Here is a 12,925-nt window from a genome sequence, read left to right on the forward strand (position 1 = left end):
ATGGCCTGGCAGTTGCGTCCCTCGGTCGAGTTGGCTCATGCCGCGCTGATTCTCACGTCATCGATGCTGGCAGCGTGTATTCCCGAACGCGACTACGAACCGAGAGTGATTGGCGGCGATCCAGACAGAGGTCGTACGGCTCTGGCTCGCTACGAATGTGGTGTGTGCCATGTCATTCCAGGTATCCCGGACGCAGTGGGCCGAGTTGGACCGGCGCTGGCTGACTATTCGCACCGCTCGTATGTCGCGGGCAAGTTTCCGAACGATCCCGAGACGCTGGTGCGTTGGATCATCGACGCTCCGTCGATGGCGCCGCTGACCGCGATGCCCGCCATTGCGGTGACCGAGCAGGAAGCCAAGGACATGGCTGCTTATCTGTACGAGTCCCGCTGGCCATGAAACATCCTGCCTCGGCCATCGATCCGGCGGCAGGCAGCGGCGCGGCGCTGATCGATCAGCTCGGCAACGTCTTGTATGTCGGCGGCGCGATCATCTTCATCGTGGTAATGGCGCTGGCCGTCTATGGCGTTCTGGCCAAGGCCAGGTCAGTGAACGCGCGGCTCTGGGTCCTGGGCGGCGGCCTGGCGTTTCCCATCGTCACGCTCGCCACGCTGTTGATGTATTCGCTCGCCGTTGGCAATGGCTTGAATGCCATCGGCTCCTCCAACGCGCTGCAGTTGTTTCTTGAATGCTTCGGCATCGGTGATGCCTCCGGGCGCGAGCCCGCCAATGACGGTGTGCTGAGGATTCACGTCGTCGGCAAGCAATGGTGGTGGGAAGTGCGCTATGAACGAGATGGGCAAAGCGCAGCGGTGGTGCTTGCGAACGAGATCCGCATGCCCACGAATCGAGCGGTGGAGCTGCTGTTGTCGACCACCGATGTCATTCACAGCTTCTGGGCGCCGTCGCTGGCCGGCAAGATCGACATGATTCCGGGACGCACCACTCGCTTGCGTCTGCAAACGAGCGAGGAGGGAAGCTATCGCGCACTCTGTGCGGAATATTGCGGCGGTCAGCACGCATTGATGGCCATGTTTGTCGTGACGCAGGACCCGACGGACTTCGACACGTGGCTGGAGCGGCAAGCGCTGCCCGCGAGCCAGCCAACCGATGCGTTTCTCGAAACAGGTTACGACGCGTTTTTCCGAGGCGAATGCCACGAGTGTCACACCATTCGCGGTACGCCCGCGACTGGCACGTCCGGGCCCGATCTCACTCATGTCGGTGGTCGTAAGTCGCTCGCCGCGGGAACCCTGAACAATCACATCGGCACCATGGCTGGGTGGATCGCTGGCTCCCAGGAGGTCAAACCGGGTAACAAAATGCCCTCCAGTCTCGCGTACACCGGCGTCGAGCTCAGAGCATTGTCGGCGTGGCTGGGGAGTCTCGAGTGAGCATTCGTCCACCGCCCGAGCTGCCGAACCAGCTGCCGCGTCCGCCAGGCGAGATCGAACAACTGCAGAAGGTGTGGAAGCGTGATCGCGGGTGGCGCGCGCTCACGCAGGTAAACAACACGGTCATCGGGCTGTGGTACATCGGCGCCGCCATTTTGTTTCTCGTGCTCGGCGGCATTCTGGCGCTGATCATGCGCACGCAGCTGGCCGTCCCCGGCAACGATCTCGTTGGCCACGACCTGTACAACCAGCTGTTCACCATGCACGGCTCGGTGATGATGTTTCTGTTCGCGGTGCCGGTCATCGAAGCCATCGGCATCCTGTTGTTGCCCGCAATGCAGGGTGCGCGCGATCTGCCGTTCCCTCGCTTGTCCGCCTATGCGTTCTGGGCCTACTTCGTCGGCGGCCTGGTGTTTTTCACCACCATCTTCTTCGATCTCGCGCCCGATGGCGGCTGGTTCATGTATCCGCCGCTGACCAGCTATGAGTTCTCGCCGGGGCTGCGCACGGACTTCTGGCTGCTCGGTATCGGCTTCATCGAGATCTCCGCGATCGCGGGCGCCATCGAAATCGTGGTCGGCATCCTGCGCACGCGGCCGCCGGGCATGACGCCGGACAAGATGCCCATCTATCTGTGGGCGATGCTCATCGTCGGCGCCATGATCATTTTCGGTTTTCCGCCGGTGATTCTCGCGACCGCGCTACTCGAACTGGAGCGGGCTTTTCACTGGCCGTTCTTCCTGGCGGAGCGGGGCGGCGATCCCTTGCTGTGGCAGCACCTGTTCTGGCTGTTCGGCCATCCCGATGTCTACATCATTTTCCTGCCGGCCGCGGGCCTGGTGTCGATGATGGTGGCCACCATGGCGCAGACGCCGCTGATCGGCTATCGATGGATCGTTGTCGCGCTGTTGGGCACCGGCACGATTTCGTTTGCGCTGTGGGTGCATCATATGTTTGCGACTGGCATGCCGCACCTGTCGCTGAGTTTTTTCTCAGCGGCCAGTATGGCGGTGGCCATCCCCGCCGGGCTGCAGGTTTTCTCGTGGCTCGCGACGCTGTGGCGGGGCAATGTGCAGCGAGCGACGCCGACATACTTTCTATTGGGCTTCTTCGGCGTGTTCGTGCTGGGCGGCCTCACGGGCGTGATGCTCGCCGTGGTGCCGTATGACTGGCAGGTGCACGACACTTACTTCGTCGTCGCCCATCTGCACTATGTGCTCATCGGCGGCATGCTGTTTCCGGTGTTCGCCGGTATCTACTACTGGGCGCCGCTCATCAGCGGCAAGCGGCTGTCGGAACGAATGGGGGCGTGGGCCTGTGCCATCATGTTCATCGGCGTCAATCTCACGTTCTTTCCGATGCACATTGCGGGCTTGCTCGGCATGCCTCGCCGCGTGTGGACGTATGCGGACGGCTACGGTCTCGAGATTTACAACCTGCTGTCCACGATTGGTGCCTTCGTGTTTGCCGCGGGCATCGGTCTCGTGTTGCTCGACCTGCTGCTGCATTTCCGGCCCGCCGGCAAGGTGGACACCAATCCCTGGAAGGCCGGTACGCTCGAATGGCTGCCGCAGGACGAGTACGCCGTTCGCAGCATTCCTTTCGTCACCAGTCGCGAGCCATTGTGGGAGAAGCCGGGGCTGCGCGAGGAAGTGGACGCGGGCCGGCACTATCTGCCCGGGACTCTCAGCGGCAGGCGCGAAACCATTGTCACCAGTCCCATCGACGCCCGGCCTCAATATTTGCTGAGATTGCCGGGATCGAGCGGGTGGCCGGTGCTGGCGGGTGTTGGGACCGCCGTGTTCTTTCTTTCACTGACGGTGAAGTGGACCGTGGTTGCAGTCTTCGGCGCCGTCGTCGCGCTCGTGAGCATCTTGAAGTGGCTGTGGGAAGTCGATCCCGCGCCTTCAGGCAAGCTGTTCGATGTCGGCGGCAGTCTGAATCTGCCGGATTACATGAGCGGCAGCAGCTCGCACTCCTGGTGGTCGATGGTAGTGCTGATGCTGGTGGATGGCAGCATCTTCGCGTGTCTGGTGTTCTCGTTCTACTACTTGTGGACCATCACTCCGTCGGGATTTCCGCCAGCGAGCCTGGACTTGCCGCTGATCGGCAGCTCGCTCGGCGCGTTGATTGCGTGGGCGATGTCGGTGGGCGCGATGATCGTTGCGAACCGGGCCTTGCGCTCGAATCAGACGAGCAGGGTGACTGTCGCGTTCGTTCTGGCCCTTGTGACGCTTTGGATTGCATTCGGCGCCAGCCTGCATGCATTGCTCGGAACGAACTTGCGGCCGCAAATGCATGGCTATGCATCAACGGCGTACACCATGCTCGCGTGGCAGGGTTTGCACGCGGTGCTGCTGACGCTGATGGCGGGGTTCACCATGGTTCGTCTGTGGCTGCGGATGATCGATTCCGTACGTCGCAACGTGTTCGATAACACTCGCATCATGTGGTACTACAGCGCGGCACAGGGTGTGATCGCGCTGCTCGTGATGCATTCGTCGCGGTTGGCAACGTGAGGCCGGTCATGCAGCACCGGTTCACAGCCACGAGCTTTCTGTTGTTGGGCGGACTGCTGGTGTGGATGGCGGACTTCGTGTTCGTCTATGTGTTTGTGGCGGTGGCGTGCGCCAAAGGGTTCGCCGGTGCGAGCCTGTTGGGCTTGCCTGTCGTCACTCTCGTGACGCTCTTGGCATCAACATTGGCTGGCCTGATCACCGTGCTGATTGTGCGCCGGGGCTATCGATTGCATCGTGCCGCGCAGATGGACGAGTACTCGCGCTTCATTGGCTTCGTGACATTTGCGTGTGGAGCGCTCGCGCTCGTTGCGTTGCTGCTGCTGGTGATGCCGCTCCTGGTGACGAGTGCTTGTCCGCAGCGGTGATCTTCGTCAGTGCTGGTGCGCGCGCCGAGCGCAATGTTGCAAATCGACGCCGGGCAGCTGTCCTTGGCGTAGCAGGGCTAGATTGATTCGTGCGTGGTACTCGTCCGGACTCGACGCAATGGCGCGTTTGAAGGCTTCAGCCGCTTCGTCGAAGCGACAGTCGATTGCGTACGCCATGCCGAGATTGTTGGCGGCGCGTGAGTTGTCTGGATTGCGTTCGGCGGTGTCCTGCCAGAAAGTGATCTCGGTGTCGTAGACGAGATTGCGTTGGTAGGTGAACCAGGCCAAGGTCGTCAGCAGCAAGGCGATGATGGCAGCGATGGGCACCGATCGTGCGCGATGCCAAGCGATCAGGCGTGTAGCCAACCACCAGGCCGGTCCTGCCAACGCCAGATACAACTGCCGGTCGTTTGCCACATCCAGTCGCGGCAGCAGCGAGTTGGTCGGCGCCAGCCACAGCAGAAACCACAACACCGCGAATGCGCCAACGGGTGCTCGTCTCACTCTCGACAATGCGATCGCCAGGATGGCGAGCCAGGCAACGCACAGGCTCGCACTCAGCCAGTTCATCGGCACCACCGCGAACTGCGGATCTGCGTTGCCGTTCCAAGGGCGGGCCAGCTGACCTGCCAAATACAAAACACCGTGCGCTTGGGTGAGCAGATTTTCAGCAATACTTCGCGTATCCAGGCTGACCGCCAACAGCCGCCGGTAAGTAGGCAGGCTCAGCGCGATACACAGCATCAGCACCATGAGAAGCAACGGAGGCGTCAGTCGTCGCAAGGTTGCAGGGAATGAGCGATCGGCGGAGTAGAGCAGCAGGGCGAACGGCAGCACCGCCGCGAATTCTTTGGTCGCGACCGCCAGTATGAAACAAAGGCAACATGCCGCAAGCCAGCCGGAAGCAGGTCGCGAGCGCTCGCTTTGCTCGCTTCGAACCCAGCAGTACAGACTGAGCAGGCAAAAGCATGCAGCAAGCGAGCTCGAGCGTCCCGAAATGTAGGTGACGGCTTCGGTTTGCACCGGATGCAATGCAAAGAACAGCGCCGCCAGCAGCGCGGCAGCGGATGCATCTGCTTCGACCAGCCCTGAGCGAATGCCTCGTGTACGAAGCAGCGACGCTACCAGGATCGCATTGATCGCATGAATGAGGACGTTCACGACGCGAAACCCCGTCGGGCTGGCGTCGAGCGTCATGTTGAGTGCGTAGCTGAGCTTGAGTAGCGGGCGAATGCCCGGCATGGACTGCCACCAGGCGGCCAGCGAGTGCACGCGCGGTTCGTTGACGATGACATTCCAATCATCGAACTGAAAGCTGGCAGGCAATGCCGGCCACCACAACGCAATGATGGCCAGCGCCGGCAGCGCAGGCAGCAACAGAGCCAGCCACGCAGCTCGCGGCACGTGCTGGTCAGTCTGCAGGTAGTGCAGCGAACGCATCGTCGATCATTCCGTGCGCCAGCCACCAACGCTGGGTTCCGCCCAGCATCACGAGCCAGACTTCATGATCCCCCCGGCGTACATAGGCGATCAAACATTGGCCGGCTTGCGAGGTGTTGCCGGTCTTCAATCCTGCGGCGCCTTCGAGTCGGCCGAGCAGGGCGTTGGTGTTGTGGAATTTGATCGAGCGGCCGGCACGTGTGGTGAGTTGCGCTTCAGGCAGGGCAGTCAGATGTGCGATGAGCGGCACCGCTCGCGCGGCCTGCGCCAGTTTCAAGAGATCACTGACGGTGCTGTATTGACCGGACGCGTCGAAGCCGCACGGATCGACGAAGTTCGAGTCGCTCATGCCGAGGCGAGCGGCGCGTGCCTTCATACGCGCTCTGAATGCGGTGAGATCCGAGGTGACGCCTTCGACCAGCACGCGGCACGCATCGTTGGCTGACCGGATCAGCATTGCCGCAAGCGCGGCTCCAGCAGTGATTTGCTCGTTCGCCTGCAAGCCGAGTCGCGATGGCGGCACGCTGGCTGCGTATTTGCTCACGGTGAGCCAGCGATCGGAGTCCCAATCGGATTCGAGAACGACGAGTGCCGTGAGTAACTTGGTGAGAGACGCCGGCTGTAATTGCAGCGTCGGCGCGCGTTGCCAGAGCACCTGTTGGTCACGCATGAGCAGATAGCTGCGCGCAGCGTGTGGATAGGCATCGTGTGCATCGGCGTGCAGTGGAACTGCAATCACCCAAAGCAAGGCGCCGACCAGGGAGGCGGCGGCGTGCCTCCATGATCGGCGCATGTGTCGACCTGGCAGTCGGCGCGCCAAGCGCGACCTGCGGCGTCAGTTGTTGAACAGGCCGCCCAACGCCTTCTTGCCTTTGTTGAACAAGCCCTTGGTCTTTTCCATCGGCGTGCCGGGCTGCTGCTGTTGTTGTTCGCCCAGTTGCTCCTGGTTGCTGGCGTACTCCGAGCAGAAGCGGCGATAACGTTCCGCAATGGCGGTGTAGCGGCGGCCGGCGCACTGCGCAGCGGCGATGCCGGCGCCCTGCGTCGGGCACTGGCTGGCGATGAAGTCCAGATTGCCGTCCTTCTCGGCGCGCTGGCACATGCCTTCACGTTCCTTCTCGACCACGAAACCGCAGATGTGGGCGGACTGGGTCAGGGGCCGGGCATCGGGGTTGTTGTCGTTGGGCACGTAGCGCACATGGTTCTTTTCCTGCTTGGCCAGGCGCAGGAAGTTCTCGGGCTTGCGGACCTCCGCGCAGTAGGTTGCCTTGTCGGCCGGGTCCTTGCACATGTGGAACATGCCCGGGCCCTCGGCCTTGGCGGCGAGCTCGCGGCAGGACTCTTTCAACTGCTGGTCGGCCAGCTTCTGCTGCCGCTCGCCCTCGGCGATCATTTTCTTGGCCTGCAGGTTTATTTCACGACCGTCGCAGGCGCCGATCTTCTGGCCCTCGTAGTTCATGACCATGGTATTGCCCTGGGTGGTCATTTCCATCCGGCCCTGGTAGTGGTCGGGGCCCAGGTAAGTGAACTGCGCCGTGCCTTCCACCGCGTTCTTGCCCGTGCAACGCATCTTGAAGCTCTGCACGTTGCCGTTGCGCTGCATGTCGTAGATCTCGCAGTTCTGTTCGGTCTTGATGGGCGCGGTGTCCGCACCGGGCTCCTTGCAGATCTCCGAGGACATGCCCGGCATGGACATGCCGGGCATCTGCATGGAGGAGGTGATCCGCCATTTTTCACCCTGGACCGAGCCCTGGGCCAACGCCGTGCCGGCACAGGTGAGCAACAGGAGCGCGCACACGTTTTTCATAATTTATTCCCGCACTGGTAGGATGCCACCCAGGGTCGCATGCGCGGCTTTGCAGCGCCATGTCCCGTCAAGGCAGTTGACTTTATGGTAGCGAGTGCTACTGCCTGCAGCCAATGATGTTGGGCGGGATGCGGCCCCGGATGTCGGCAGGGTGGCGGCTGGCGCGTCCTCGGGTGAGCAATGAGCTGTCGCTAGCCGTGTGCGGACGGAGGGCGTATGTGCCGCAACATCAAAACATTGTTCAATTTCGAGCCGCCGCCGGCGACAGACGACGAGATCCATGACGCCTCCTTGCAGTTCGTCCGCAAGCTGAGCGGCTTCACGATTCCCTCCAAGGCCAATGAAGCAGCCTTCGAGCGCGCGGTGGCAGAGGTCTCCGCCGCCGCCCGCACACTGATTCGTTCCATGACGACCAGCGCGGAGCCGAAGAACCGCGAGCTCGAAGCGGAACGTGCACGGGCTCGCTCCGCCGCGAGATTCGGGGCCAAGGCCGGACCCAATGCCTGACTTGGAGTGCTGCCGGGCGTAATGTGCCCGCGGCCGCCGGGTTTTGTTACTATCGCGCGCCGCAGGCGGCATGGCACGCCCGGCTAGTCGTTCGGAATCAATCGTTTAGGGAACCATCCCGCTCCAACATGCTACAAACCATCCGCGACAAGAGCTCCGGCTGGATCGCCGGTATTTTCCTCGGCGCCATTGCCGTCGTGTTCGTGTTCTGGGGCATCGACTTCCAGTCCGGCGGCACCACTTTCGCCGCCAAGGTGGATGGCGAGCAGATCCCGGCGGAGACCGTGCGGCGCGCCTGGCAGCAGCGCCAGTCTCAGCTGCAGCAGATGCTGCGCAACGAGCTGCCGCCGGAAATGGCCAAGTCCCAGCAGTCCGCGCTACTCGATCAGTACATTCAGCAAACGCTGCTCACCCAGCGCGCCAAACAGTTTGGTTACAAGGTGAGCGACGAGGCGCTGGCCCAGCGCATCATGGAAATTCCGCAGTTCCAGGTCGATGGCAAGTTCTCGGCGGATCGCTACAACGCCCTGTTGCGCTCCAATGGCACGACCGAGGCGCGCTTCGAAGCCGACCTGCAGGCCGAAATGCTGCTCGAGCAGTTGCAGAGCGGCGTCCTCGAATCCGCGTTCGTGGTGCCTTACGAGCTGGATCGTCGCTATGAGCTGGAGAAACAGCAGCGCGAGCTCGACTACGCGCTGATCCCGGCCAACGATTTCCTGGCCTCGACGCAGGTCACCGACGAGCAGATCCAGAAGTATTACGAGGAAAACAGCAGCGCCTTTCTGCTGCCCGAGACGGTGGACCTGCAGTACGTCGAGCTGACGCGGCAGCAGGCCGAGTCCCAGATCGAGGTTACCGAGCAGGGGCTGAGGGATTACTACGAGCAGACCAAGGACCGCTTCGAATCACCCGAGCGCCGCAAGGGCCGGCACATTCTGATCACCGCGACCGATGGCTTGGATGACGCGGCCGCGCAGAAGAAGGCGCAGGAGCTCACCGAGCAGGCCAAGGGCGGCGCCGATTTCGCGCAGTTGGCCAAGCAGAATTCCAAGGACCCGGGCTCGGCCGAGCAGGGCGGTGACCTGGGCTGGGCGCAGAAGGGCATGTTCGTCGGGCCGTTCGAGGATGCGCTGTTCAGCATGCAGCCCGGCGAGATTCGCGGGCCGGTGAAGACCCAGTTCGGCTATCACGTGCTGAAGCTGGAGGAAGTCGAGGCCGGTCATGTGCAGAGCTTCGAGGAGGCGCGTGCCGCGGTCGAAGAGGAATATCGCAAGGAGCGGGCGCAAACCGGCTTCTATGACGAATCGCAAAAGCTGGCGGACGCGGCGTTTACTGCCATGACCGAGCTGGACTCGGTGGCGCAGTCGATGAACCTGCAGGTCAAGGAGATCAAGGGTTTCACCCGCGAAGGCGGCGGAGAATTCGGTGCCGACGAGAACGTGATCGACGCGGCCTTCAGTGACGATGTACTGGAGCGTCGGCAGAACAGTCCGTTGATCGCCGTGGGCGATGACAAGGCCGTGGTGTTGCGAGTGACGGCTCACCAGCCGGCCGAGCCGCGCCCGCTTGCGGAAGTTCGTAGCCAGATCGAGTCGCGCTTGCATGCCCAGGCGGCGCGTGCCGCAGCGGCGGCGAAGGGTGCGGATGCGGTTGCACGGCTGCAGCAGGGTGAGGGCTGGGAAGCGCTTAGCGAGATGGGCGTGAAGCCGGTCGGCAAGCGGTTTGTGAGAAGGGATGATTCGATTGCGCCGGCTGCGGTGGTGCGGGCTGCGTTCGAGGCTTCGAAGTCGCAGATCTCCGAGGAGAAGCCGTTCGTGTCGGGTGTGGTTACGGACGACGGCAACTATGCGGTGCTGGCGGTTACGCAGGTTCAGAATGCGGATGCTGGTGCGGAGCCGGAGACGGAGCGGGCAGCGCGTCGTCGGCAGGGGGAGCAGCGAGTGGGTGGTGAGGAGCTTACGGCTTACGTGAAAGAGGCCGAGCGCAATGCGGACATTGTCCGCAACGACAAGGTCTTCGAATAGCCGCCTCGTCGCCCCGCTTTCGCGGGGCGCTCGGCCCAGAGAAAGGTTTTATTTTTTGTCTGGTGCCGCGCTTCGCGCGGCACGGAAGTAAGAGACGGTAGCTGGTACAGCCTCGTCGTCCCGCCAGGTGCTGATTTGAGGCGCGATGAGAAGGGCAGCAGCGAACGGTGAGACCGCTGTCCTTCCGCATCCGTGCCGCGCGAAGCGCGGCACCAATGGAAACTAAAACACTTCCCAAGGCCGAGCGCCCCGCGATAGCGGGGCGACGAGGCGTTTACTCGCTGTCGGGGAAGGCCATGCCGACGGTGTTGTAACCGGCGTCGACGTAGATGATTTCGCCGGTGATGCCGGCGCTCAGGTCGGAAGCGAGAAAGGCCGCGGTGTTGCCGACGTCTTCGATGGTGACGTTACGACGCAGCGGTGCGATGGACGCCACCTGGCTCAGCATCTTGCGGAAGCCACCGATGCCCGCCGCAGCGAGCGTCTTGATCGGGCCGGCGGAGATGCCGTTGACGCGAATGCCCTTGGGGCCGAGATCGGCGGCGAGGAAGCGTACCCCGGCTTCCAGGCTGGCCTTGGCCAGACCCATCACGTTGTAGCTCGGCAGCGAACGCACCGCGCCGAGGTAGGTGAGGGTGAGAATGGAGCCTGCCCGGCCTTCCAGCATCGGCGCGGCAGCTTTCACCACCGCAGTGAGGCTATAGCTGGAAATGTCGTGCGCGATACGGAAGTTCTCGCGCGTCGTCGATTCGACGAAGCCGCCGCGAATCGCATCCGACGGGGCGAACGCCACGGCGTGCACGATGATGTCGAGCTTGTCCCAGCTCTTTTTCAGCGTCTCGAAGCCGGCGGCGATGCTCTCGTCGCTGGCCACGTCCATCTCGAACACGGCGGCGGCCCCGAATTCCTTGCCCATGGCCTCGACGCGATCCTTGAATCGCTCCTGATAGCTGAACGCCAGTTCGGCGCCTTCACGTTTCATGGCCTGGGCGATGCCGTAAGCGATGGAACGCTCGGTCGCCAGTCCGATGATGAGGGCGCGCTTGCCTGCGAGGAATGCCATGAACCGCTCCAGTGAAAAAAACCGGGGCGTAGTCTAGCGGATAGCGGTTAGCGGTTGGCGGTTAGGCGTTAGTCAGGCAGCTTCGTCTTTACCAGCCACCAACCGCTAACCGCTGTCTCTTCAGATGCCCGCGCGACGGTCGTCGACGTACATCACCAGCCGCTGGCCGGGCTTGATGATGCTGCGCTTGGTCAGGTTGTTCCAGCCGAGCAGGTCGGACAGGCGCACGCGGAACCGGTCCGCAATGGTAGACAGCGAATCGCCGCGGCGAACCACATAAGTGGTCGAGCGCGCCACCGAGCTGCTGTCGTTGGAGGCAAGCTGGGCCGTGCCAGGGATGGAAAGCACCTGACCGATGCTCAGCGTGTCGCTGCTGTTGAGCCCGTTGGTGTTGGCGAGTCGATCCATGCTCACGCCGTGCCGGCGAGCGATGCTCCACAGGGTGTCGCCCCGACGGACCACGTGCTTGCCCGACGAGGACGGGCTGCTGCGCCTCGGTGTTTCGTCCAGAGCCGCAAGCTCGGCGGCGCTCGGCAGCTTCATGCCCCTGGGCGCGGCCGCGATCAGCAGATCCTGGCCGGGATGAATCATGTTGCCGCGAAGCTTGTTGGCAGTCTTCAGGGCGGCGACCGAGATGCCGTACTTGTGGGCAATCTCGCCCAGCGTGTCGCCGCGACGCACGCGGTGATACACGATGCGCACGCGCTCTTCGGGCGGCAGCCCGGCGATGCCGGCCTGGAAACGCTCGTGCCGGTCGATGGGCACCAGGATGTGGTGCGGGCCATCGGGGTCGGTGACCCAGTGATTGAACGCGGGGTTGAGCGCCAGCATTTCTTCCTTGGACAGCTCGGCGAGCTCGGCGGCCACCTGCAGGTCGAGCTGTCCGCCCACGTCGACCTTGACGAAGTAGGGCGCATTCGGAATCGGCGCGAAGGCCAGGCCATGGGCAGTCGGATCGCCGACGATGCGGCGCATGGCCAGCAGCTTCGGCACGTATGCACGCGTTTCGCGGGGCAGCTTCAGGCTGAAGTAGTCGGTGGGCTTGCCGGCGCGGCGATTGTTGGCCAGCTCGCGGGCGACGCGGGCTTCACCGCAGTTGTAGGCGGCGACGGCCAGTAGCCAGTCGCCATCAAATTCGTCGGCGAGGAATTGCAGATAGTCCAAAGCCGCATTGGTCGACGCGACCACATCGCGGCGGCCGTCGTAGTACCAGTTCTGTTTCAAGCCATAGCGGCGGCCGGTTTCGGCGATGAACTGCCACAGGCCGGAAGCGCGGGCGCGCGAGTAGGCGACAGGATTGAAAGCACTCTCGACCACCGGCAACAGCGCCAGCTCGAGCGGCATGTTCCGGGCTTCGATCTCGCCGACGATGTAGTGCAGGTAGCGCTCGCCGCGCTTGAAAGTGCGGTCCAGGTAGTCCGGATGACGTACGAACCAGCTCAGCTCGATGTCGACGGCGGGATGATCGACATCGGGGATCGAGTAGCCCTTGCGGATGCGTTCGAACAGATCGCCGGCTTCGGGCAGCGGCGCGCCGTCGGGACCGAGCTCGCGCACCAGCCGCGGACCGGTCTGCGCGTCCAGGGTTTCCATGGCCTCTTCGATCTGTTCCGGGCCGGAGGTACCGATGGCGGCCTCATCGAGCTTGGTGATGGACGGGTCCAGCTCGATCATTTCCACCGAATCGTCGTCGGACTCGTCCCGGCTCTGGCTGGAACCCAGATGACTACAACCGGCCGTGAAGACCATGGTCGTTGCAAGAATTGCCGGCAGCGCGGCCGCTGGTCGCCACAGAATCATCTGGTC

At 63.0% G+C, this 12,925-nt stretch carries 11 protein-coding genes; 6 read left to right on the forward strand and 5 right to left on the reverse strand.

The window, feature by feature from the left end; genetic code table 11:
* From VGE08_RS13180 to VGE08_RS13195, 4 genes are read left to right on the forward strand one after another with little or no spacing between them, the layout of a single operon-like run.
* Nucleotides 1-399, forward strand: a complete 399-nt coding sequence (locus VGE08_RS13180; RefSeq protein WP_331068357.1) for a c-type cytochrome — start codon at nucleotides 1-3, stop codon at nucleotides 397-399.
* Nucleotides 396-1,394, forward strand: coding sequence for a cytochrome c oxidase subunit II (locus VGE08_RS13185; protein ID WP_331068358.1), 999 nt, complete (start codon nucleotides 396-398; stop codon nucleotides 1,392-1,394). The genes VGE08_RS13180 and VGE08_RS13185 overlap by 4 nt, the downstream gene beginning before the upstream one ends.
* Nucleotides 1,391-3,913, forward strand: coding sequence for a cbb3-type cytochrome c oxidase subunit I (locus VGE08_RS13190; RefSeq protein WP_331068359.1), 2,523 nt, complete (start codon nucleotides 1,391-1,393; stop codon nucleotides 3,911-3,913). The genes VGE08_RS13185 and VGE08_RS13190 overlap by 4 nt, the downstream gene beginning before the upstream one ends.
* Before the next feature lie 8 nt (nucleotides 3,914-3,921).
* Nucleotides 3,922-4,278 carry a hypothetical protein gene (locus tag VGE08_RS13195; protein WP_331068360.1) on the forward strand — a complete coding sequence of 119 codons (357 nt, stop codon included), beginning with the start codon at nucleotides 3,922-3,924 and terminating at the stop codon, nucleotides 4,276-4,278.
* Between the two features lie 6 nt (nucleotides 4,279-4,284).
* Here VGE08_RS13195 and VGE08_RS13200 read toward each other — a convergent pair whose 3' ends face one another.
* From VGE08_RS13200 to VGE08_RS13210, 3 genes are read right to left on the reverse strand one after another with little or no spacing between them, the layout of a single operon-like run.
* Nucleotides 4,285-5,718, reverse strand: a complete 1,434-nt coding sequence (locus VGE08_RS13200) for a tetratricopeptide repeat protein (RefSeq protein WP_331068361.1) — start codon at nucleotides 5,716-5,718, stop codon at nucleotides 4,285-4,287.
* A complete protein-coding gene (locus VGE08_RS13205) occupies nucleotides 5,690-6,511 on the reverse strand; it encodes a hypothetical protein (RefSeq protein WP_331068362.1) in 822 nt (273 codons plus the stop codon). Before VGE08_RS13205 ends, VGE08_RS13200 begins: the two co-directional genes overlap by 29 nt.
* Before the next feature lie 42 nt (nucleotides 6,512-6,553).
* Entirely contained in the window at nucleotides 6,554-7,525 is a 972-nt protein-coding gene (locus tag VGE08_RS13210; protein ID WP_331068363.1) for a DUF3617 domain-containing protein, read from the reverse strand.
* 216 nt (nucleotides 7,526-7,741) lie between these two features.
* Between VGE08_RS13210 and VGE08_RS13215 the strand changes: the two genes are divergently transcribed.
* Nucleotides 7,742-8,032, forward strand: a complete 291-nt coding sequence (locus tag VGE08_RS13215) for a DUF2277 domain-containing protein (protein WP_331068364.1) — start codon at nucleotides 7,742-7,744, stop codon at nucleotides 8,030-8,032.
* Nucleotides 8,033-8,160: 128 nt separating this feature from the next.
* Complete coding sequence (locus VGE08_RS13220; protein ID WP_331068365.1) at nucleotides 8,161-10,056, forward strand: SurA N-terminal domain-containing protein; 1,896 nt, start codon at nucleotides 8,161-8,163, stop codon at nucleotides 10,054-10,056.
* A 274-nt stretch (nucleotides 10,057-10,330) separates the two neighbouring features.
* Here the strand turns inward: VGE08_RS13220 and VGE08_RS13225 are convergent, their stop codons facing one another.
* Together VGE08_RS13225 and VGE08_RS13230 are read right to left on the reverse strand one after the other, a co-directional pair.
* Nucleotides 10,331-11,119: an enoyl-ACP reductase gene (locus VGE08_RS13225; protein ID WP_331068366.1), complete on the reverse strand. Its 789-nt coding sequence runs from the start codon at nucleotides 11,117-11,119 to the stop codon at nucleotides 10,331-10,333.
* A 120-nt stretch (nucleotides 11,120-11,239) separates the two neighbouring features.
* Nucleotides 11,240-12,919: a LysM peptidoglycan-binding domain-containing protein gene (locus VGE08_RS13230; RefSeq protein WP_331068367.1), complete on the reverse strand. Its 1,680-nt coding sequence runs from the start codon at nucleotides 12,917-12,919 to the stop codon at nucleotides 11,240-11,242.
* Nucleotides 12,920-12,925 lie beyond the last annotated feature (6 nt).

The sequence above is a fragment of the Steroidobacter sp. genome, from assembly GCF_036406195.1.
GTDB lineage: Bacteria > Pseudomonadota > Gammaproteobacteria > Steroidobacterales > Steroidobacteraceae > Steroidobacter.